At 69.4% G+C, this 20,729-nt stretch carries 16 protein-coding genes and 9 pseudogenes; 12 read left to right on the top strand and 13 right to left on the bottom strand.

Annotated elements, in window-relative coordinates; genetic code table 11:
• The first annotated feature begins 19 nt into the window (after positions 1–19).
• The gene (locus tag OG702_RS08745; RefSeq protein ID WP_327288277.1) at positions 20–1,243 is read left to right on the top strand and encodes an arginine deiminase; all 1,224 of its coding nucleotides are present in this window, start codon (positions 20–22) and stop codon (positions 1,241–1,243) included.
• A gap of 151 nt (positions 1,244–1,394) precedes the next feature.
• The gene (gene argF, locus OG702_RS08740; RefSeq protein WP_327288276.1) at positions 1,395–2,408 is read left to right on the top strand and encodes an ornithine carbamoyltransferase; all 1,014 of its coding nucleotides are present in this window, start codon (positions 1,395–1,397) and stop codon (positions 2,406–2,408) included.
• Positions 2,409–2,493: 85 nt separating this feature from the next.
• Here the strand turns inward: argF and OG702_RS08735 are convergent, their stop codons facing one another.
• On the bottom strand, positions 2,494–3,366 hold the full coding sequence (locus OG702_RS08735; RefSeq protein WP_327288275.1) for a geranyl diphosphate 2-C-methyltransferase: 873 nt from the start codon (positions 3,364–3,366) through the stop codon (positions 2,494–2,496).
• 82 nt (positions 3,367–3,448) lie between these two features.
• The gene (locus OG702_RS08730) at positions 3,449–4,495 is read right to left on the bottom strand and encodes a family 2 encapsulin nanocompartment cargo protein terpene cyclase (RefSeq protein ID WP_327288274.1); all 1,047 of its coding nucleotides are present in this window, start codon (positions 4,493–4,495) and stop codon (positions 3,449–3,451) included.
• Positions 4,496–4,783: 288 nt separating this feature from the next.
• On the opposite strand from OG702_RS08730, the gene OG702_RS08725 reads away from it, so the two are divergent.
• Both OG702_RS08725 and OG702_RS08720 read left to right on the top strand, forming a co-directional pair.
• The gene (locus tag OG702_RS08725) at positions 4,784–5,662 is read left to right on the top strand and encodes an ATP-grasp domain-containing protein (protein ID WP_327288273.1); all 879 of its coding nucleotides are present in this window, start codon (positions 4,784–4,786) and stop codon (positions 5,660–5,662) included.
• 465 nt (positions 5,663–6,127) lie between these two features.
• Positions 6,128–6,888: pseudogene (locus OG702_RS08720) on the top strand (transposase family protein).
• Positions 6,889–6,946: 58 nt separating this feature from the next.
• Here the strand turns inward: OG702_RS08720 and OG702_RS08715 are convergent.
• From OG702_RS08715 to OG702_RS08695, 6 genes and pseudogenes are all read right to left on the bottom strand, one after another.
• Positions 6,947–8,359, bottom strand: a complete 1,413-nt coding sequence (locus tag OG702_RS08715; RefSeq protein WP_327288272.1) for a hypothetical protein — start codon at positions 8,357–8,359, stop codon at positions 6,947–6,949.
• Positions 8,360–8,514: 155 nt separating this feature from the next.
• Positions 8,515–8,766 (bottom strand): annotated as a pseudogene (locus OG702_RS08710) (transposase); the annotation flags it as partial.
• A 41-nt stretch (positions 8,767–8,807) separates the two neighbouring features.
• Positions 8,808–9,218 (bottom strand): annotated as a pseudogene (locus OG702_RS08705) (IS30 family transposase); the annotation flags it as partial.
• Positions 9,219–9,276: 58 nt separating this feature from the next.
• Positions 9,277–11,085, bottom strand: coding sequence for a group II intron reverse transcriptase/maturase (gene ltrA / locus OG702_RS08700; protein ID WP_442814700.1), 1,809 nt, complete (start codon positions 11,083–11,085; stop codon positions 9,277–9,279).
• A 688-nt stretch (positions 11,086–11,773) separates the two neighbouring features.
• Positions 11,774–11,962: pseudogene (locus tag OG702_RS35440) on the bottom strand (IS30 family transposase); the annotation flags it as partial.
• A pseudogene (locus tag OG702_RS08695) lies at positions 11,952–12,510 on the bottom strand (transposase); the annotation flags it as partial. The pseudogenes OG702_RS08695 and OG702_RS35440, both read right to left, overlap by 11 nt.
• Here OG702_RS08695 and OG702_RS08690 point away from each other — a divergent pair.
• From OG702_RS08690 to OG702_RS08680, 3 genes and pseudogenes are all read left to right on the top strand, one after another.
• Positions 12,458–12,703: a hypothetical protein gene (locus OG702_RS08690; RefSeq protein ID WP_327293488.1), complete on the top strand. Its 246-nt coding sequence runs from the start codon at positions 12,458–12,460 to the stop codon at positions 12,701–12,703. The pseudogene OG702_RS08695 and the gene OG702_RS08690 sit on opposite strands and share 53 nt — an antisense overlap.
• 537 nt (positions 12,704–13,240) lie before the next feature.
• Entirely contained in the window at positions 13,241–14,005 is a 765-nt protein-coding gene (locus OG702_RS08685) for an SDR family NAD(P)-dependent oxidoreductase (RefSeq protein WP_327288270.1), read from the top strand.
• An 83-nt stretch (positions 14,006–14,088) separates the two neighbouring features.
• Positions 14,089–14,367 (top strand): annotated as a pseudogene (locus OG702_RS08680) (transposase); the annotation flags it as partial.
• Here OG702_RS08680 and OG702_RS08675 read toward each other — a convergent pair.
• The 4 genes and pseudogenes from OG702_RS08675 to OG702_RS08660 all read right to left on the bottom strand — a co-directional run.
• Positions 14,356–14,936, bottom strand: a pseudogene (locus OG702_RS08675) (NAD(P)/FAD-dependent oxidoreductase); the annotation flags it as partial. The pseudogenes OG702_RS08680 and OG702_RS08675 overlap by 12 nt on opposite strands.
• Positions 14,933–15,346, bottom strand: coding sequence for an arsenate reductase ArsC (locus OG702_RS08670; protein ID WP_327288269.1), 414 nt, complete (start codon positions 15,344–15,346; stop codon positions 14,933–14,935). The pseudogene OG702_RS08675 and the gene OG702_RS08670, both read right to left, overlap by 4 nt.
• A gap of 48 nt (positions 15,347–15,394) precedes the next feature.
• A complete protein-coding gene (locus OG702_RS08665) occupies positions 15,395–15,586 on the bottom strand; it encodes a hypothetical protein (protein ID WP_327288268.1) in 192 nt (63 codons plus the stop codon).
• Positions 15,587–15,708: 122 nt separating this feature from the next.
• The gene (locus tag OG702_RS08660; protein ID WP_327288267.1) at positions 15,709–15,903 is read right to left on the bottom strand and encodes a hypothetical protein; all 195 of its coding nucleotides are present in this window, start codon (positions 15,901–15,903) and stop codon (positions 15,709–15,711) included.
• A gap of 74 nt (positions 15,904–15,977) precedes the next feature.
• Between OG702_RS08660 and OG702_RS08655 the strand changes: the two genes are divergently transcribed.
• From OG702_RS08655 to OG702_RS08645, 3 genes and pseudogenes are all read left to right on the top strand, one after another.
• The gene (locus tag OG702_RS08655) at positions 15,978–16,286 is read left to right on the top strand and encodes an ArsR/SmtB family transcription factor (RefSeq protein WP_327288266.1); all 309 of its coding nucleotides are present in this window, start codon (positions 15,978–15,980) and stop codon (positions 16,284–16,286) included.
• Positions 16,283–17,404 carry an ACR3 family arsenite efflux transporter gene (arsB, locus tag OG702_RS08650; RefSeq protein ID WP_327288265.1) on the top strand — a complete coding sequence of 374 codons (1,122 nt, stop codon included), beginning with the start codon at positions 16,283–16,285 and terminating at the stop codon, positions 17,402–17,404. The genes OG702_RS08655 and arsB overlap by 4 nt, the downstream gene beginning before the upstream one ends.
• Positions 17,401–17,849 (top strand): annotated as a pseudogene (locus tag OG702_RS08645) (pyridine nucleotide-disulfide oxidoreductase); the annotation flags it as partial. The gene arsB and the pseudogene OG702_RS08645, both read left to right, overlap by 4 nt.
• 23 nt (positions 17,850–17,872) lie before the next feature.
• On the opposite strand, the gene OG702_RS08640 reads toward OG702_RS08645, so the two are convergent.
• Complete coding sequence (locus tag OG702_RS08640; RefSeq protein ID WP_327293146.1) at positions 17,873–18,298, bottom strand: GNAT family N-acetyltransferase; 426 nt, start codon at positions 18,296–18,298, stop codon at positions 17,873–17,875.
• Positions 18,299–18,626: 328 nt separating this feature from the next.
• Between OG702_RS08640 and OG702_RS08635 the strand changes: the two are divergent.
• A pseudogene (locus OG702_RS08635) lies at positions 18,627–19,019 on the top strand (flavoprotein); the annotation flags it as partial.
• Positions 19,016–20,269, top strand: a complete 1,254-nt coding sequence (locus OG702_RS08630) for an MFS transporter (protein WP_327288264.1) — start codon at positions 19,016–19,018, stop codon at positions 20,267–20,269. The pseudogene OG702_RS08635 and the gene OG702_RS08630, both read left to right, overlap by 4 nt.
• Positions 20,270–20,729 lie beyond the last annotated feature (460 nt).

The raw sequence follows: 20,729 nt of genomic DNA, 5'->3' as shown, positions 1-20,729 counted from the left end.
GGTGGGAAGCTCTGCTTTCATGGGATTTCACGTGGACTCCGAGACCGGGCGGCTGCGCCGCGTCATCTTGCACCGGCCCGATCTGGAGCTGAAGCGGCTCACCCCCACGAACAAGGACGCCCTCCTCTTCGACGACGTCCTGTGGGTGCGCAGGGCGCGCGCGGAGCACGACGGCTTCGCGGACGTCCTGCGCGACCGCGGGGTCGAGGTGCACCTGTTCGGCGACCTGCTGACCGAGTCGCTGGAGTCGCCCGCGGCCAAGGCGCTGGTGCTGGACCGGGTCTTCGACGAGAAGGAGTACGGCCCGCTGGCCACCGGCCCGCTGCGGGAGGCCTTCGACCGGCTGGCACCGGCGGAGCTGACCGAGGCGCTGGTCGGCGGGATGACCAAGCGCGAGTTCCTCGACCGCTTCGCCGAGCCGGTCTCCGTCCGCTTCCACGCGATGGACCTGGACGACTTCCTGCTGGCACCGCTGCCGAACCACATCTTCACCCGGGACACCTCCGCCTGGGTCTACGACGGGGTCAGCATCAACGCGATGCGCTGGCCGGCCCGGCAGCGCGAGACCGTCCACTTCGAGGCGATCTACCGGCACCACCCGCTTTTCGCCGGCGGCGGCTTCCACGTCTGGTCGGAGGGGCAGAACGCGTATCCCTCGACCATCGAGGGCGGGGACGTGCTGGTGATCGGGGCGGGCGCGGTGCTGATCGGGATGAGCGAGCGGACCACCCCGCAGGCGGTGGAGATGCTGGCCCGCGGGATGTTCGCGGCGGGGTCGGCGCGCACCATCGTGGCGCTCGACATGCCCAAGCGCCGCGCCTTCATGCACCTGGACACGGTGATGACGATGGTCGACGGCGACACCTTCACGCAGTACGCCGGCCTGGGGATGCTGCCGTCGTACACGATCGAACCCGGCAGCGAGGACGGCGAGCTGAAGGTCACCGACCATCCGCCGGAGCACATGCACCGGGCGATCGCGGCGGCGCTCGGCCTGGACTCGATCAAGGTGCTCACCGCGACCCAGGACGTGCACGCGGCCGAGCGGGAGCAGTGGGACGACGGCTGCAACGTGCTGGCGGTGGAGCCGGGCGTGGTGGTGGCCTACGAGCGCAACGCGACCACCAACACCTTCCTGCGCAAGCGCGGCCTCGAAGTGATCGAGATCCCGGGCAGCGAGCTGGGCCGGGGGCGCGGCGGGCCGCGCTGTATGAGTTGTCCGATCGAGCGGGATGCGGTGTGAGCTGGGCCGCTACCGGGAATCCCGGTGACAGGGGCCGTGTGCGAGCGGAGAGGGAGCAAGGGCGGGCCCGGCGAAGAGGGCTGTATAAGAATGCCAATCCTCGTATAGACTTCCATGGTTCCCGATGAACCACCGACCGAGGAGTCCCCGCATGGCCGTCGATCTCAAGGGCCGCCCCTTCGTCAAGGAGCTGGACTTCACGCCCGAGGAGTTCCTGGGTCTGGTGGAGCTGGCGGCCGACCTCAAGGCGGCCAAGCGGGCCGGTGCGGAGGAGCCGCGGCTGCGCGGCCGGAACATCGCGTTGATCTTCGAGAAGACCTCCACCAGGACCCGCTGCTCCTTCGAGGTCGCCGCGGCCGACCAGGGCGCCGCCACCACGTATCTGGACCCCGCGGGTTCGCAGATCGGGCACAAGGAGTCCGTCAAGGACACCGCCCGGGTGCTCGGGCGGATGTACGACGCCATCGAGTACCGCGGCGCCAGCCAGGCCGCGGTCGAGGAGCTGGCGCTGCACGCCGGTGTGCCGGTCTACAACGGCCTCACCGACGACTGGCACCCCACCCAGATGCTCGCCGACGTGCTCACCATGGTCGAGCACAGCGGCGGCGCCGTCGCGGACCTCGCCGCCCGCGGGGTGGCCTTCGCCTACCTCGGCGACGCCCGGTTCAACATGGGCAACTCCTACCTGGTCACCGGCGCCCTGCTCGGCCTCGACGTGCGCATCGTCGCACCGCGGGCGTACTGGCCGGACGAGGACGTCGTCGCCCGCGCCCGCAAGCTCGCCGAGACCACCGGCGCCACCGTCCTGCTCACCGAGGACATCGCCGAAGGCGTCCTGGACTGCGACTTCGTGGTGACCGACGTGTGGGTCTCGATGGGTGAGCCCAAGGAGGTCTGGGCCGAGCGGATCGCCGCGCTCGCGCCGTACGCGGTGACGATGGACGTGCTGCGGGCCACCGGCAAGCCGGACGTGAAGTTCCTGCACTGCCTGCCCGCCTACCACGACCTCGGCACCGAGATCGGCCGGCTCATCCACGACCAGTACGGGCTGAGCGAGCTGGAGGTCACCGACGAGGTCTTCGAGTCGGCGCACTCCGTGGTCTTCGACCAGGCCGAGAACCGCATGCACACCATCAAGGCCGTCCTGGTCGCGACCCTCGCCTGACACCGGGCCCGCGGGGGCCCCGGGAACGCGACGAGGGGCCCGGCGCCGGACCGCCCGCCCGGCCCCGGGCCCCGCCGTCTCCGGGTCAGACCCGGTCCGCCGCGATCATCAGGTATTGGAAGCTGCCGTTCTTGTACGCCGTCAGGAACGTGTCTTCGATGCCGGTGACCAGGTGCTCGGCGGTCTTGCGTAGCTCCCAGTACGGGATGGTGGCCTGCGTGAGGTCCTCGACATGGACGGGCACCAGGCGGTGGCGGGCCATCGCGCGGAAGTACGCAGAGCGCGGGTGGATGTCGCAGATGTAGTGGGCGTTGATCAGCGACACCTCCCGGGAGGCCTGCCCGTACGTGTCGTTGTAGCAGCCGGTGATCACCACGTAGCGTCCGCCGCGGCGCAACAGCCGGGCGTGCTCGGCGAACAGCAGGTCCAGCTCGACGTACATGCTCGACTCGTTGTTCCAGGACGCCCCGTACGCACCGGTGGTGAAGCCCGTGTCGAGCATGTTGCGGTGGTGGTAGCGCACCTTGCCGTCGATGCCCCGGGCGCGGGCCTGACCGTTGGCGAAGTCGGCCTGCGTGGTGGAGAGCGTCACGCCGTCGGCGTGGCAGCCGTAGCGCTGGTGCGCCACCACGCTGCCGCCGCCGCGCCCGCAGCCGGCGTCGAAGACCCGGTCGGCGGGGGAGAGCGGTCCGAGGTGGGAGGCGAGCAGCTCGGCCTGCGCCTGCTCCAGCCGGTGCAGCTCCGCGGTGACCCGCTCGCCCCGCCGGACGGGATCGGCCTCGTCGAGTACGGACCACTTGACGTCGCCTACGCCGTAGTGATGGTGGTAGAGGTCGTCGATCCCGCCGAGTTCGAGGTTGACCGGGTTCTTCTCGGCGTTCCAGTAGTCCGCGACGCGGCTCTGGTACGTGGACTGGGCGGGCAGCGATGCGGTGGCGCCGGACTTGGAGATGGCCAACGGTGGCTCCTCATGGTGCTGGTGCTGTGCTGGTGTGCGTACGTGCGTCGCGAGGACGCGGGTGCCCGCGGAGGTCCCCGGGTCACCAGTAGTTGGGCAGGTGGTAGCGGTGGCTGTTGGTTGCGTGCCACTCGTGGTTGCCGGCCACCCAGTCGGACAGGCTCAGCGCGTAGCGCTCGACCAGCGGCGAGGTCGCCGACAGCGCGGCGGCCTCCTCCTCGAAGGCGGCCATGACGTCGTTGTGGATCTCGACGCTCCTGAGGTAGGCCGCCTTCAGGCCGTGCCCCTCGTTGGCGGCCACCACCTGCGGCAGGTTGAGGTGATCGGGGTCGCTCGCCAGCTCCCTGGTGAAGGAGTAGAGGTCGTTGACGATCGTGGTGGCGTTGCAGGCCAGCGCGGTGATCCGCTGGATCTCCGGGCGGGCGTAGACCACCTCGGGCAGCTCGTAGCCGTCGACGGCGTCGACGATGGACAGGCAGGGCCGGAAGTTGTTGAACTGCCGCATGACCAGGTACTCCCACACCGCGGGCGCGTACCGGGTCTCGGCCCACGCGGCCTCGGCGAGGTAGCCCAGGTGGAGGCGGGCGATGTCGTGCACGAAGCGGTTTGCCTGGCTGGGGGTGGCGAAGGCGGTGTAGTCCTTCATCGCCCAGTGGTAGGAGCGCAGCGGACCGTCGGTCCGCACGCCCCGCTGCCACTCGGCCTCCAGCTGCGGGGTGGCGTGGAAGGGGTCGATGGCCGACTGGGCCAGGATCAGCGGCCCGCCGAGCCCGCGGTGCGACCCGCCCCGCCCCTCGTCCTCCTCGCAGTAGCAGCTGTCGACCAGGTTCTCGGCGAGCAGCAGTTCACCGGCCACGGTCAGCCGGTCCAGGTCGACGGCGCGCGGGTGCTGGAGCACCACCGCCCGGCCGAACTGGAAGCCGGCGAAGTCGCCCTTCCAGGCCGGCGGGAAGAGGTCGAGCTCCCGCGCCCAGGCCTCCAGCCTGCGGTCGACCTCGGCGACCTTGACCGGGTCCGCGGGGACGGCGGGTCGGTATCTGAGCCCGGGGATGGCCCCGCGGCGGCGGGGACGGGTGAGAGTCGGCGGCCCGGGCAGCCGGCGCGGTGCGGCGTTCACGGGAGCGCTCATGGCGTACTCCACTCGGTCACACGGCCGCCCGGCCTCTCGGCCGATCCGGACGTCTCGACACTGGTACGCGGCCCGGCCGCCCGTGAGCAGGCGTCCCGGCCGCGGCACCAAGCCAACCAGCCGGGAGCTCCCGCCCGGTATGGCGCGAAAGGGGGCGCTTCGCGCACGGGCGGAGCCAAACATCGACCTGAGGCACGGGGCGGGCGTACGGAACCCCGCACGCCCGCCCCCGCCGGCGTCAAGCTAACCCATTGGCCCGAGAGCTGGAGGTTCCGTAGCGTGTCGGTCATGTCGACGCCCGTCCTGTACTGCCGTGATTCGTTGAACCCTCGACGCGTAGACGAACACTTCACGCTGGAGGCCCGGGAGGTCCGCGCCTGTGGCGGGACAGTAGCGCTGATCGACCACGACGCCCTGTTGCATGGCGACGCACAACAGGCGGTTGCGCAAGTTCCGGCTGGGCTGGGAAGTGCCTGGTACCGAGGATGGATGATTCCCAGTGATCGATACGCCGCGTTGGCCGAGGCCCTGAGCCGACACGGCACCGAACTGCTCGTGACACCGGAGCAATACCGCACTGCTCACGAACTGCCAGGCTGGTACGCGCCGTTCGTCGACGTCACGCCCGCGAGCGTGTGGCATCCCACGAAGCCCGGTGAGATGCTGATCGCCGACGACCTGACCGCTCTCGCCGAGCTCCTGCCGCCAGGCCCGGGAATCGTTAAGGACTACGTCAAATCCCGCAAGCACGAGTGGGAGCAGGCGTGCTTCATTCCCGATCTCGCCAACGCCGTGGAGCTGACTCGGGTCGTCCAGCACTTTGTAGAGTTGCAAGAGGAGTTCTTGGCCGGTGGGATCGTTCTCCGCGCCTTCGAGGCCTTCTCGCGGCTTGAGTCCGTCGCGGCTGAAGTGCGCGTCTGGTGGCTGGATGGTGAACCCAGGCTGCTGACGCCCCATCCGGATAGCCTGTTTGGGCGCGGGCTGGTGCCCGACCTTGACCACATCGAGCCTGCAGTGCGGCGCCTAGGATGCCGGTTCGTCACAACCGACGTGGCCCTTCGCTCGGACGGGGTGTGGCGGGTCATCGAAGTCGGTGACGGCCAGGTCAGTGATCTGCACCAGTCGGCCAGCCGAGGCGAATTGGCCGCACTGCTGGTCGGTCCGTAGCCCTTGGAGTCTGCGTTGTTCGCGCCGGAGCCTGACTCCAGTCAACCGGTGCTCGGCTCCGACATCGAGGCGGGCGGGGTAGTGCTCCTGGCTGACCCGCACTCCACCTGACCGCCTCGGCTCCTGTCGCGTGCACCTCTCGTTGTCTGCCGGCTGGGAGCAGGTAGGGCGGGGAACTGCGTAGTCTGCATTAGTGATCGTCCGATGCATCAAATCATCAGGCCCGCAGCCTCGACGGTAGTGAACGAGCTTCCAGGCGTGGGGGTCGGCGGGGAATACCCTGTCCTCGAAGTGCTCACCGCCAGCATCGGATCCAGTTCCGCCTTCCTGACCGCAGTGCGAGGCGATACGAGTCGGCGTTCAGCAGCCCGTTCGAGCGTGCCGCGCCGTCACGGGAGAACGCGGCCAGGGCGACGATGCAGGACGACGACATCGGCTTCCGCTGCGTCGCGTCCGCGTAACAACGTGCCGGCGCGCAGTCGCCACACCAGTAAGAGCGTGTGGGTGGAGGTGTTCACCGGGTTGCGGGTGGAGGCGTTCGGCCGGTTGCTGCGGTGGTGCGGGAGCGGGGTGGTGAGGGGCCGCGGCTGGGCCGGCCGTGGTGTCTGCCGCTGGCCGACCGGGGGCTGCTGGTGGCGGTCCATTACCGGACGACGCTCACGATGCGGCAGTTGGCGCCGTTGTTCGGGGTCTTGCCGGTGGTGCAGAAGCCGGGTCCGCTGCTCGCGCTGGAGCCGGTGCCCCGCCGTGAGGAGGGTGTGGAGCGGTTGTGGATCGCGGACGGGACGCTGGTCCCGGTGCGCGACCGGAGTATCGCGGCCTCGTCGAGGAACTGCCGGTTCTCGGCGAACGTGCAGGTCATCGTCGATGCAGACACACGCCTGGTGGTGGCCGCCGCCCGGCCTGCTCCGGGCAACCGGGCCGACGCGCACGTCTGGCGGGCTTCCGGGCTGCCCGAACAGTGCGAAGGCGCGGTGGTGCTGGGCGACGGCGCGTACACCAACACTGGACTGGTCGTCCCGCACCGCAAACGCCCCGGCCGGGCACTGCTGCCCGGTGAGGAAGCCGACAACGCCGAGCACCGACGGGTCAGAGTTCGCGTCGAGCACACCTTCGCCCGCATGAAGACCTACAAGATCCTCCGCGACTGCCGCCAGAAAGGAACCGGCCTCCACCACGCCGTCCAGGCCGTCGCCACCATGCACAACCTCGCCCTGAGCACGTGATCAACACCAGCGCGATGCACACACCACCACGCCCGCCAGCACAGATCTGCAACACCCTCTAGGCCGCGCCTGAGACCACCAAGTCCGCGGTGTTGTCCGCTGGGTGGTGGTCGAAAGGCATCGGGACGCGGTCAGGTCCCGTCGTCAGCAGGGCGATCCGCCCCGCGGTGCGGGCGAAGGACGTGGTGGCCCGGAGCGTGAAGGTGAAGTCCTGGTGGGTGTTGGCGTCGAAGGCCGCGTTGGTCCTGGGGTATTCGATGTCCTCGCCGGTTCGGGCGGAACAGCGGTAGATGCGCCGGGTGCCGTCGCGCGGCAGGCAGCCAGGCGGAGCCGGTTCCACCACGGCGGTGCCCGCTGGGACGGCGACGTCGACCACGGCCGGGCTGTCCTCGAAGTATGGGGCCTCGACAGAGGCGGGTCCGTGGTTGACGATCGACACGGTGGCCTGCACTGTCCCGCCCTTGCGGACACTGACTGGCGGCGCCGACACCGCGAAGTCCGCGGCGGAGTCGAACAGCAGCGACGCGTCCCACAGCCCGTCGTCACCGTTCCCGCCGCCCGCCGGAGGCCGTTGCCCCGTCGGGATCTTCTCCAGCCGCAACTCCGGCCCGTGGCCGGGGTCGCCCGGCCGCTGCGTGACGTTCGCGTCGCCCGGGGCGATCCTCAGTGCGAGCTGCTCGGCGTAGGCGTCCGGCGCGGACCTGAGGGAGAGGCTGCTGGTGAAGCGGTAGGCGGCGCCGGGCTCGAGGGTCTGGGCGAGCCGGCAGTCGGCCACGCCAGGCGAGTACTGGCAGTTGGAGTATTTGCGCGCCACTGAGAGCCGGGCGCTGGTCGTCACCGTGAAGATGACGCCGGACGCGGCCCGGCGGCCCCGGTTGACCACGATTGGCGCGAGGTCTGGCAGTCCGTTTCCCGGCGCCGGAGCGATCGGCGGCGGTGCGGCCACGACCAGTGCGAGCGCGGCGATGTCGGCCAACCGCACTGGCGTTGTCACGGTCTGAGTCCTGCCGTCCGGCCCGGTGAGACCGAGGACGATCTGGCCCGTGGTGCCGCTGGGCACCCCGGGCAGCGGGCGGACCCCGATGTCGATCTCGGCGAACCGCCGCACCCCTTCGTGCGAGCGCGGGGTGGTGCAGACCGCCTTGGCCCCGGTGATCCTGCACGAGCGGGGCCAGCGCATGTCGGCCACCCCAGCGAGTCCCGAGGAATCGGCCGTGACCTCGACCGGGGCCGCACCGAACCCCGTTCTGCTGTGGACGAGCTGGACCCGTACATAGCGGGTCTGCGGCTCGTCGCCGGCTGGGGTGGGGGCGACGGTGACGCCGTCCAGGAAGGCACCGTCGAAGGCGAGGGAGTCCGCGCGGACCCCCTCCCTGCCCGTACCGGTCCCCCCGCACCCGGCCACGAGCACCAAGCTCGCCGCAGCCGCCCCCAGCGCGACCCGCCACCGCGTACCGCCTCGACCGTCCACCCGGTGCTCCTCCTTTGCCGTCAGTGATCAGACGGCCGGGGTCGCCAGGGGGTTGTACGAGCCCTCGCGCCGCCCGGCGGCCGGGACGGAGCGGAAGCATCCGGGCTCGGTGCCAGGGCCCCGGGGGGAGCCCGGTGCCCATGGGGTGTGTCCAGTTAACGGCTGATCTTGGTTGTTGGGGTTCGGTTGTTGACCGGGGTGAGCCGGCCCTCGAAGGCGACCTGGAAGGCGTTCAGGGGTGCCTCCCAGCGCAGGGTCCAGCGCTTGCGGCCCTTGCCGGTCGGGTCCAGGCTCATCAGTGCCATGTAGACGCACTTCAGGGCGGCGGCTTCGGTGGGGAAGTGCCCGCGTGCACGGACGGCCTTGCGTATCCGGGCGCTGACGGACTCGATGGCGTTCGTCGAGCAGTTCTGGTCGGTGGGCGTGTGAGCCATCCTTTCATGGCCGCGGCAGGTGTGCTGTCGCCGAGGATGAGTCGGGGCCGCCGGTTCAGTTGCCGGGCGACGTCGCCGAGGTCGCGGGCGGTGTGGGCGGACAGGTCGCTGCCTTTGGGGAAGTACTGCCGAAGCAGGCCGTTCGTGTTCTCGTTGGTGCCACGCTGCCAGGGTGAGTGGGGGTCGCAGAAGTAGATCCGGAAGCCGCTGAGGGCCTCAATCTCCTCGTGCAGGGTCAGCTCGCGGCCCTGGTCCCGGGTGAGGGTTTTCCGCAACGGGGGTGGGATGTGGGCGGTCTGTGCGACGAGCGCGTTGCGGACCTGTGGTGCCTTCCAGCCGCTGGGAGGATGGATGAGTTGGACATAGCGGGTGGTGCGCTCGACCAGGGTGCCGATTGCCGAGCCCTGGCCGTGGCCGAAGATGAGTCGGGTAGCGGGGACGCATTACTGCGTCCCCGCCCCCTCAGAACCGTGCAAGCAGCTTTCACCGCACACGGCTCAAGCAAGCCCCCAAAGGCTCGTCGGCAGACAAAGGTGCTGGACTTCTCATCGCGGCGGCTCCATTCCGCCGTTGACAATGGGTGTGGAGGAGACGGATTCGTTGACCGTCCTGCGCGCTCTCGTCCGGGAACGCGATGTATTTCTTGGAGATCGCTTTCCGGATGACGGCCCGCCACGTTTCCCATTCTTGTGGGCTTTGCGGCGGGTGATCGGCGTGCAGTAGGAGTCCTCCGCAGATCGAGCAACGGCCGCGCTGTGCCTGTAGCAGACGCACGGTCATAGCATCGACCGGTAGAGGGTTTCCCTTGCGGCGCCGCTGAGCCCAATATGACTCCAGGGCAGGGTCGTCCGGGGACGCCTTCCCCTTGACCAACTGGTGCCGGACTATCTTCGTCCAGGAGAACTTGAGCAGGTAGGCGCCGCTGTCGCGGTCACCGAACACCCACCGGTCGTTCCTGGTCCTGTTGAACCGGCCGAAGTACTCGTCGGAAATCCAGTGCTTCGGCTTGTTCGGGTGACTGTGTTTGGCCCACTTGTAAGCGAGCTTCCACATGTGATTGTCCAGCGCCGTGAAGATCTCGCTGGACACCACCGTCCGGTAGTAGGCCGACCAACCCCGCACGATCGGGTTGATCTTCTTGAGTACCGCACCGGCGTTGGCCCCTCGCAGGGCCACCATTTCGGTGCTGAGCCGTTCCCGGATCCGTCTCTGAGCCGCTTTGCTCGGCTTGATTAGCAATTTGCCGTGATAGCGGCGGACGTTGAACCCCAGGAAGTCGAACCCGGTCTCCGCGTGGACGATGCGTGTCTTGTCCTCGTGGAAGGCGAGTCCCCTGGGCGTCAGCCATGCAGCCAGCCGTTCCTTGACCTGTTCGGCCTGTTCACGGCTGATGCACATCGCGACAAAATCATCTGCGTACCGCACCAGCACGGGGCTGCCGCTTTGCGCACTCCCGGCATCTCTGCCGGCGGTGTAATAGCGGACCCCTGCGGCTTCCTCCATTCCGTGCAAGGCCACGTTGAAGAGCAATGGGCTGATCACCCCACCCTGCGGAGTTCCCTCCTCGGCCGGGGCAAACCGACCGCGATCCACGACCCCGGCCTTCAGCCACTGACGGACCAGTCCCCGGGCGGGGAAGGTGCCGAGTGCGGCCATGAGCCGGGCGTGGTCGATACGGTCGAACGCCGCCGTCAGGTCCGCGTCGAGTACCCACACACGCTGCGGGTTCTTCCCGTTGAGCGTGGAGTAGATGGCCCCGATCGCGTCGTGACAGCCGCGGCCGGGCCGAAAGCCATAGGACTTCGGCTCGAACCGCGCTTCCCACTCGGGCTCCAATGCTCCCAGCGCCACAGCTTGCAGACACCGGTCGACAATCACGGGAATCCCGAGTCCGCGCTTCTTCATGGTCCCCGGTTTGGGGATGAACACCCGCCTGACGGGCTTGGGAATCCACGGCCGGGCACGGTGCTGAACCCACTGGGCCAATGCGGCCTTGCTCTGGGAAAGCAGCACCACCTTTCCATCGACTCCCGCCGTCGCACGTCCAGCATTGATCTCCGTAACCCGCCGCACGCTCACGAGCGTGTTCGAGCGGGACCGGAGCATCAACTTCTGCAAATTGCGGACCTTCTTCAGATCCCCTGCCTGCGATGCCGTGAAGATTCTCTGCCGCAGACGCCGTACGTCTTCCTCGGCCCGCCGCCAGTGAACCGACGCCCAGTCCAAGTCTTCGCCCTCGGGTCCGTTCACCGGAACAGAAGCAGCAGGAAGGGCCGAGGCCGATCCGTCCACGATCTGCAAGGTGCCCAACTTGCCCCTCGGTTCCGTCGTCTTTGCTCAGTGATTCCGCACAGGCTCACCCGGCCCACGTCAGCACCCTTTCGGGTCGGGCAGCACCCGTATCCGGACGGTTATGCGAGGCGACCGGCGGAGAGGCCGGTCGTCGTGCTGCCCCGGGTTCCCGCTTCCTTTCGGCTTCCGGCACTAGCTTGTTGGGCCGTCCTGTTCCCGCTGGGGAGTTGAGCCTTCCTTGTGGTCGGCCGACCGAGCCAAAGCGGCCCGGACCCCAACGGGGTTTCCACGTTCCACACGAATGAGATACGACCGGGGTGGGTGCTCCCTTTACCCCGAGGCGACGGTGTCCACCTGGCCGGAGTGACCTCTACCGGCCAGCGCCTGCCGCTTCTCAACGGCTAGCCATGCACCCCACTCACGCATTCCATCGGCGGGACTTGGGATCGCGAGGCATCGTCGGGAGTTCATGTACTTCACCCGTCCGGTCTTCCCCTTGCCGGTAACTCCCGGATGGAACGGAAGTCCTTGGGCTTTCCCCTGAGCTTCGCACCACGCCGTTACCGGCATCGCACGTCAAGGGCGGGGACGGGTCATACGGACAGGACCCGTGACTGCACCTACGGCTTCATCAACCGCCTCTCCAATCGGTCAGTCCACTCAAATTCGTGCAACTTCGTGTCGCACGATCGCCTTCCCAATGACCCGGTTGTGTACGGTCGTTGACCTGCAGCGGACGCTCGTGGATCAGAGTCATGTTCTTGATCTTGTTCGGCGACGGGACGCCGCGGCGCTGCCTCTTGCGGCGGGTGCGGCCGGTGCGGAGATTGCAGTCCCTGCGGCCGAGCAGGCCGGCGAAGAGGGCTCGCGAGGTTGTGCATCCGGGCGACGCCGAGCATCGCGTGGTGGATACCGTCTGCCTTGAGGCGGCAATCGCGGAGGATCTTTCATGTCTTCGTACGGGCGAAGACGTGCTCCACCCGGGCCCGGACCTGCTTGTCGGATCGGTTGTGCTCTTCTTTCCAGTCGGGCAGTTCGGTCTGGCCGCGCCCGCGACGGTGTGGGATGACGAGTCCGGTGCCGGGGGAACCGCCGTCGGCGATCACGAGGGTCTTGCCGATGGCGGCCTTGGCGCCGAATTCCTCCCACGCCTTGCAGTCGCTTCGGTCCCCGGCGAGCGGTCGGCCGACCACGACGACGCGCCGGGTGTCGGCGTCGATGACGACCCGATGGTTGGTGGAGTACCGGTAGTTCCTCGACCGCTCGGCGATGGTGTGATCCCGGGTGGGGACCAAGGTTCCGTCCGCGGAGCACGGTGTCCTTGGCGAAACGCTGACGGGGCTGGAGCGCGAGCATCGGCCCGAGGTGGTCGATGATCCGGTCCGCCGCCGACTTGGATACCCCGAACAGCAGTGCGAGCTCCCGCTCATTGATGGTTCTCGTATTGGCGGAGGCCTTCGGCATCACGACATTCCTTGCAGCGGGCCGCAAAGCGCAAGGCGCCCTTGCCCGCGCCGGGATCGCCGCGACGCCCGTCCGCCACCCGGCCCAGGGCGGCGCCCGCGCCTTCACCGAGCAGCTTGCCGTATTCAACGCCTCGTCATGCGACGGCCGCTGAACCTCGCAGCCGAAGACCACACGAGCACCGGAACGGGGCTGCGACCGGACCCGCGGGATGCGGTGAACGTAGCCCACGCGAACCTATCCGAGGCCTTGCCGCAGGTAGCCAGGGGCCGGTCCGCCCGGGGGCTGGCGGCTGCTCGTGCCGGGTGATAGCAGCGCTGCGAGTTGTCTCCAGGCGGACAGAGGGACCAGTTGTCGGCTGGCGGGGTTGTCGCATACCGCCGGCGGTGGTGCCGTACTTTTCCTGACGAGTTCGTGTATGGCTGCACGCGTGAGACAAGTCCCATCGTTGCAGGTCAGCTCACCCGGAGGGGGTCCGCGTCTGCGGGAATGGTGCCTAATTCCCGGAATCGGCCCGTCTGCCGGAAATATATTTGACGAGTCAAGCATTTTCGCAGGTGCGCCGGGCCGGAGGGTCGTCTTTGTCCCGCGCGCTGCGCGCGCCCACGTATCCGGTGGCACACACGCCGCCGGCGCTTCACGCCGGTACCGCAGCGGAGGAGTCACCGAGAGTCATCGGCAGGAGAAAGCCATGGGAACGCTCGACGGGAAAGCAGTGCTCATCACGGGAACCGGCGGGGGTCAGGGCCGAGTCGCCTCGCTGGTCTTCGCGCGGGAGGGCGCACGGATCATCGGCGCCGACATCCAGGAGGCCGGCAACGCGGAGACGGTCGAGCTCGTGCGGAGGGCGGGCGGGGAGATGACGGGGATCGCCCCGGTCGACCTCACCGACGAGGACCAGGTGCGTCGCTTCGTCGAGCGGGCCGCGTCCGCCTACGGCGGGCTCGACGTCGTCTACAACAACGCGGCCATGCAGCGCTTCGGCCCCATACCGGACTTCTCCTTCGAGGACTGGCGCGCGACACTGGCCGGTGAACTCGACATCCCCTTCCTCGTGTCGAAGTACGCCTGGCCCCATCTCGTCCGGCGCGGCGGCGGCGTGATCATCAACGTCGCTTCGGAGGCGGGCCTCATCGCCGGCCACAATCCGCCGATGATCGCCCACACCGCCGCCAACGCCGGCGTCATCGGCATGACCCGCCAGCTGGCGCTGGAGGGCGCGCCCCAGGGGATCCGTGCGGTGGCGATCAGCCCGGGTCCGGTCCTGACCCCGGCCAGTGACCGCGACCTCGGCGACAACCAGGCGGCCCGAGACGCGATCACCAGGAAGACGCTGCTCAAGCGGTTCGCCCGCCCCGAGGAGATCGTCGAACTGGCGGCCTTCCTCGCCTCGGATCGGGCCTCCTACATCACCGGCGCGAACTACGCCGTCGACGGCGGAGCAACCGCCTGGTAGACGCGGGCGGGAAGCCGAGGCGGGCACCTCCCCGGATCGCGAGATGCCCGCCCCCTAGTAGTGCTTCGTTACGTCGGGTGGTCATGCCTGGTAGTGGGCATTTCCTTCGTATCGAGCTTGTCGAGGTTGAGCGTCTGCGTGGTGAGTTGGCGGAGTTCGTGGGTGATGTGTTCGCGTCGGTGCCGCGGCGGGATCAGCGGCGCTGGGGTGAGTGCTACCCGCGGGGGCTGATAGTGGACGGGCGGCGCAAGTCGATCCAGCCGATGGCCGAGCGGCTGCCGGATGGGAACATGCAGGCGCTGCAGCAGTTCGTCAGCCGGTCGACGTGGGATGAGACGCCGGTGCGGCGGCGGATCGCCGAAGAAGGCCCGGTCCTGCATGACCTTCGAGGCGCGCAGGGTCGAGCGGCGGTGCACGACGGTGACCGACTTGGTGAAGGGGGTGAGAAGGTGGCTTCCTCTTGGCGGCGTCGCGCCGCCGACCACGACGATGTGCCTTTGAAGAAGAACCCGTCGCAGGTCGCGCACCAGGACACCCCGCGCCCGGACAGCTCGTCCTCCTTCGGCAGGCCGAGTTTGCGGTAGCCGGAGCCGGTCGCGACGATCACCGTCTTCGCGCGGTGCACGGTGCCCGCGGAGTCGGTGAGCAGCTTGACGTCGCCGGTGAGGTCGGCGGAGACGATGTCGTCGTCGATCATCTCGGCGCCGAAGGGCGTCGCTTGGGCCCGCATGTTCTCCATGGGGACCGGGCCGTCGACGCCTTCGGGGAAGCCGGGGAAGTTCTCCACCTCGGTGGTGGTGGTCAGCGAGCCGCCCACGAAGATGCTGCTGCCGAACAGCAGGGGCTTGAGCTGGGCGCGGGCGGTGTAGAAGGCGGCGGTGTATCCGGCGGGGCCGGAGCCGACGATGACGACATCCCGTGTCTCGCTCACGCTGCGGGCTCCGGGGCGATCTCCTTGATCAGGCCCTCGACGAGGGTCTTGATGTCGTCGCGGATCGGGCGGACGGCCTCGACGCCCTGCCCGGCGGGGTCTTCGAGGTCCCAGTCGAGGTAGCGCTTGCCAGGGAAGACGGGGCAGGTGTCGCCGCAGCCCATGGTGATGCAGACGTCGGACTCCTGCACCGCGTCGATGGTGAGGATCTTGGGGGTCTCGGTCGAGATGTCGATGCCGACCTCGGCCATGGCCGCGACGGCGGCGGGGTTCACCGCGTCGCCCGGGTTGGAGCCGGCGGAGCGGACTTCGACGCGGTCTCCGGCCAGATGGGCCAGCCAGGCGGCGGCCATCTGCGAGCGGCCGGCGTTGTGAACGCAGACGAACAGGACGGAAGGCTTGTCGGACATCGTTCTTCCCTTGATGAAGTGGATCAGCAGAGGGTGAAAGCAGGGCGGTCAGGCGCCGGGGAGGGCGGCCGGCAGGTCGGTGACGCGGGCGTCGATGGCGTCGCGGATTTCGCGTACGGTGCCGAGGGTTGCACCGTCGGGGTCGGCGACGTCCCAGTCCAGGTAGTGCCGGCCCGGGACCACGGGGCAGGCGTCGCCGCAGCCCATGGTGATCACGTAGTCGGCGGCCTCGATGACCACGCCGGTGGGCGGGCAGGGCGGCGGCCAGCTGGGAGCGGCCGGCGCCCTGCCCGCACAGGAACAGCACCCGCACGGCCCCGCCGATGTCCGGCGTCCGGGTGTGGGCCAGGGCGTTGAGCCGCTCACCGGTGAGGCGCTCGGCCGGTACCACCAGGTGGGTGCGGACCCCGGGCACTGTCGGCGAGGAGCCGGTAGGAGTCGGGGAGCAGTTGCTGCACGGTCTCCGCCGAGAAGTGGCCCTGGTGGCGGGCGGCGAGGCGGGCGGCTCCGGTGTGGAGCCGCTCGTCGGGCCAGGCGGGCGGTGGTGAGACGGACATGGGTACCCTCTCGACGGGCCCAACAGTTCAGCTCGCACTGGTGTCAGTGCCGAGTGATGTGACAGTATCAGCCCATGATGACATCAGTCGACACTGATCTGATCCGGGTTCTGGCCGATCCGCTCAGGCTGAGAATCGTGACCCTGCTCGCCCGCGAGACCCTGTGCACCACGCACCTGGTCGAGGAGACGGGCGCCAAGCAGACCAACCTGTCCAACCACATGAAGGTCCTGCGCGAGGCCGGGGTGGTGGACACCGAGCCCTGCGGCCGGTTCGTCTACTACAAGCTGCGTCCCGAGGTCCTGGCCGGGCTGTCCGAGCAGTTCGCTGCGCTCGCCGAGTCCGCCCGTACCGCTGCCGAGAACAAGAGGGCCTGCCCGTGACCTCCACCGAGTCCACCACCGCCCCCGCCCAAGGCGCCGCCCCGGTTGCCGGGGAGGACTCGATCGTCAGAAAGCTCTCCACCCTGGACCGCTTCCTCGCGGTGTGGGTCCTGATCGCCATGGGCGTCGGGATCGGTCTGGGCCGGGCGATCCCCGGGCTGAACAGCGCCCTGGCCAAGGTGGAGATCGGCGGTGTCTCCCTGCCCATCGCGGTCGGCCTGCTGATCATGATGTATCCGGTGCTGGCCAAGGTCCGCTACGACCGCCTCGACCGCGTCACCGGCGACAAGAAGCTGATGGTCTCCTCGCTGGTCATCAACTGGATCGTTGGGCCGGCGGTGATGTTCGCCCTGGCATGGATCTTCCTGTCGGACCTGCCCGCCTACCGCACCGGCCTGATCATCGTCGGCCTGGCCCGCTGCATCGCCATGGTCATCATCTGGAACGACCTCGCCTGCGGCGACCGGGAGGCAGCAGCCGTCCTGGTCGCGCTGAACTCCGTCTTCCAGGTCCTCGCGTTCAGCCTGCTGGGCTGGCTCTACCTCGACGGCCTGCCGAGGTGGCTCGGGCTCGGCGACGGCCAGGGCCTGAACGTGCCGGTGTGGAAGATCGCGGTCAACGTCGTGGTGTTCCTCGGCATCCCGCTGCTGGCCGGGTTCCTGACCCGCCGGATCGGCGAGCAGAAGATGGGCCGCGAGAGCTACGAGACCAAGTTCCTGCCGCGGATCGGGCCGTGGGCGCTGTACGGGTTGCTGTTCACGATCGTCATCCTCTTCGCCCTCCAGGGAAAGACGATCACCCACCAGCCCGGCGACGTCGCCCGCATCGCCCTGCCGCTGCTCGTCTACTTCGCGATCATGTTCTTCGGCGCGTTCCTCCTCGGCAAGGGCCTGGGACTGGTCTACGACCGGACCGCGACACTGGCGTTCACCGCGGCGGGCAACAACTTCGAGCTGGCCATCGCGGTCGCCATCGCCACCTTCGGCGTCACCTCCGGCCAGGCCCTGTCCGGCGTCGTCGGCCCGCTGATCGAAGTACCGGTCCTGATCGGCCTGGTCTACGTCGCACTCGCCTGGCGCAAGAGGTTCGCTGCGGACGCGGTGACGACGGCACCGTGACCCGCACCGTGGGTGTGGTGGTGATCGGCGGCGGCCAGTCCGGGATTGCCGCCGGCTACCACCATCGCCGCCTGGGCATCGTGTTCGTCATCCTCGTCGCCCAGGCGGCACCGGGCGGGGCCTGGCAGCACACCTGGGACTCCCTGCGCCTGTTCTCCCCGGCACAGTTCTCCTCCCTGCCCGGCCGCTTGATGCCTCCCAGACCGGCATCCCCCCGGTCCGCGCCGCCCGCGACGCCGGACTCCTGTACGCCAAGCCGATGTTCACCCGCCTCACCAGGAGCGGCGTGCAATGGGCCGACGGCACCGTCGCGGAGGCGGACGCGGTCATCTGGTGCACGGGCTTCCGCCCCGCACTGGCCCCCCTTGCCTCCCTGGCCCTGCGCGGCGCCCGCGAGCACATCGTCACCGCCGGCACCCGCGCGGTGGACCAGCCGCGCCTGAACCGTCGTCGGCCCGGGACGTCGTCTCAGGTGATCCGCGGGCTGCGGCGCTCCACCAGCACGACGTTGCGCCACACGTCGTGGTGGCGGCCGACGCGCTCGCGGGTGCCGATGACCCGGAAGCCGGCCCGCGTGTGGACGGCGAGGCTGGCGGCGTTCTCGGGGAAGATCCCGGACTGGATCGTCCAGATCCCCGCCGCCTCCGTCGAGTGGATCAGCGCGGCCAGGAGCTGCCCGGCGACACCGCGGCCGCAGGCGGCGGGGTGGACGTAGACGGAGTGCTCGACGACGCCTGCGTACGCGCGGCGCTCCGAGACGCGGGCGGCGGCGTCCCAGCCGAGCAGCCTGCCGTCGGTGTCGAGCGCGGCGAAGCGGTGCCCGAGCAGCTTCGCGGCGTCGCACTGCGCCCACGTCGGCGCGGTGGTCTCGAAAGTGGCGTTGCCCTCGTCGATGCCTTGAACATGACCGCGGTCCGCTCGGCCTCCTGCGCCGTCAGCGGGCGCTCGGACAGAGGCGGGCAGCACAGGGCCACGGCCTCCGGCTCCAGCAGCGGCGGCATCTTCGTGGGCATGGCCCCATCCCTCTCGCTTCGACAGATGTCTATGTTGACGTTCGTCGATTCAGGGTGTCATCGTGGCGGCACCAGGCATCGATAACTGTCGAGACAATGGGGAGCCTGTCGTGAACGCATCCACCCAAGCCCTGCCCGTCGTCGTGATCGGCGCTGACCCGATCGGCCTGGCGGCAGCCGCCCAGCTCATCGAGCGGGACATCACCCCGCTGGCCCCGCTGATCGACCCCAACCAGCACTCCTGCGGCACCGTCTACCCCCACGGCCACCGCGAGCTGTCCCACCCCGAAAGCGGCCTGTACCTGGCCGGCATGAAGTCCTACGGCCGCGCCCCGACCTTCCTGGCCATGACCGGCTACGAGCAGGTCCGCTCCATCGCCGCCGCCATCGCCGGCGACCTCGAATCCGCCGACCGCGTCGAACTCACCCTCCCCGAGACTGGAGTCTGCGGCGGCGCCGGCCTCTTCGACACCCCGGCCGCCGAAGGAGCCGACGGCGCAGGGTGCTGCGCCCCGGCGCCCGCCCTCGTCCAGCTCGGCGTCGGCGCACCCACCGCAGCGGCCGCCGAAGAGGCGCGGGCGGGCGGCTGCTGCAGCTCGTGACCCACATCAACACCCCCCAGCGCGGGGCCGCGACCGGAACGGGGGACCGGTCGCGGCCCCGCGCCGCGCTGCCGGCGCTGTGCGCCACCCAGATCACCAGCTGGGGCATCGTCTACTACGCCTTCCCCGTGCTGAACCCGCAGATCACCCACGCCACCGGCTGGCCGGCCGGCGCGACCACCGCGGCGTTCTCCGCCGCCCTGCTCGTCTCCGCGATCGCCGGAATACGGGTCGGCCGGATCATCGACCAGCACGGCCCCCGCACCGTGATGACCGCCGGCTCGGGCCTGGGCGTGCTCAGCATCCTCATCGTGGCCACCGCACCCAACCTCCCCGTCTTCATCGCCGGTTGGCTGCTGGCCGGACTCGCGATGGCCGCCACCTTCTACCAGCCCGCCTTCGCCGCCCTCACCCGCTGGTGGAGACCCGACCACATCCGCGCCCTGACCACCGTCACCCTCGCTGGCGGCCTCGCCTCCACCGTCTTCGCACCCCTCACGGCCGCCCTCGCCGACCACCTGTCCTGGCGCAACACCTACCTCGTGCTCGCCGGCACCCTCGCCGCCATCACCATCCCCGCCCACGCCCTGGCCCTGCGCGCACCCTGGCCCGACGCCCCAACCAGCCCTGCACAAACGGCCGCAGGTGCTGCCGAGATCGGGCGCAGCCGGCCGTTCCTGCTGCTCGCCGCCGCCTTCACCCTGTCGGGCTTCGCGATGTACGCCGTCGTCATCGCCCTCGTCCCCCTCCTCCTGGAACGCGGATACACCACCACCCAGGCTGCCTGGGCACTGGGCATCGGCGGCGCAGGACAAACTGCCGGCCGCACCCTGTACGCCGCGATCGCCCGGCGCACCACCGCCACGGCCCGCGCAACGATCCTGGTCGCCCTCGGCGCACTGACCACCGCCGCCTTCGCCGCCGTCCCCGGCCCGTACGCCCTGATCCTCGCCGTGTCGGTCGCGGCCGGCATGGTCCGCGGCAACCTCACCCTCCTCCAGGCCACCGCTGTCACCGACCGCTGGGGCACCACCCACTACGGGCGCCTGTCCGGACTCCTCGCGGCACCCGCAACCACCGCCGCAGCCCTCGCACCGTTCGCCGGCGCCGCCCTGGTCGCGCCCCTCAGCGGATACGGACCACTCTTCTTCCTCCTGGCCTCCGTCTCCATGGCCGCCGCGCTCATCGCACCGTGGACAGCCACCGGAGCCGCACGCCGCCGACCGGGACGACGGCCCCGCAGCCGTTGACCACAGCTGATCACTCCGCCAACTACCCACAGCGCAGCATCAGCGGCGATGGCGACCAAGGTGGTGACCTGCCAACTGTGCTGCTTGCCCCAGGGTCCGCAGTGCTTCGTCATGGACCTGGAACGGGTAGCTCCGCCGAGCGGCAGCCTTCGATCACGGATCCGCGTGGCTGAGGACTGTGCTGGCGTAGTCCGGCAGGAGGTAGTGGAGGTAGGTGTAGAGGGGTTGATGCGCTGGATTGCGGCCTTGGAGTGGGTGGATGACCGCGGAATCGACCACGTCGACTCCCCGGATGGGGAGCGGTTGCAGGTCCGGCGCCCGGCACCATTTGCTGCCGGTGAGCCGGCACCAGATCAGGGCGGCGAAGCCGGTGCGGATCCGCGCCCCCTCTGTGAGCCGCCGACGATGAATCGGCGTCTGCCGGGATAGTTCTCGACGATCTTCTGCATGTCCGGCTCGG

The sequence above is a fragment of the Streptomyces sp. NBC_01198 genome (assembly GCF_036010485.1).
Classification (GTDB): domain Bacteria; phylum Actinomycetota; class Actinomycetes; order Streptomycetales; family Streptomycetaceae; genus Actinacidiphila.
The sequence above is the reverse complement of the archived record's forward strand: the minus strand, read 5'-3'. Positions and strand labels throughout refer to the sequence as shown.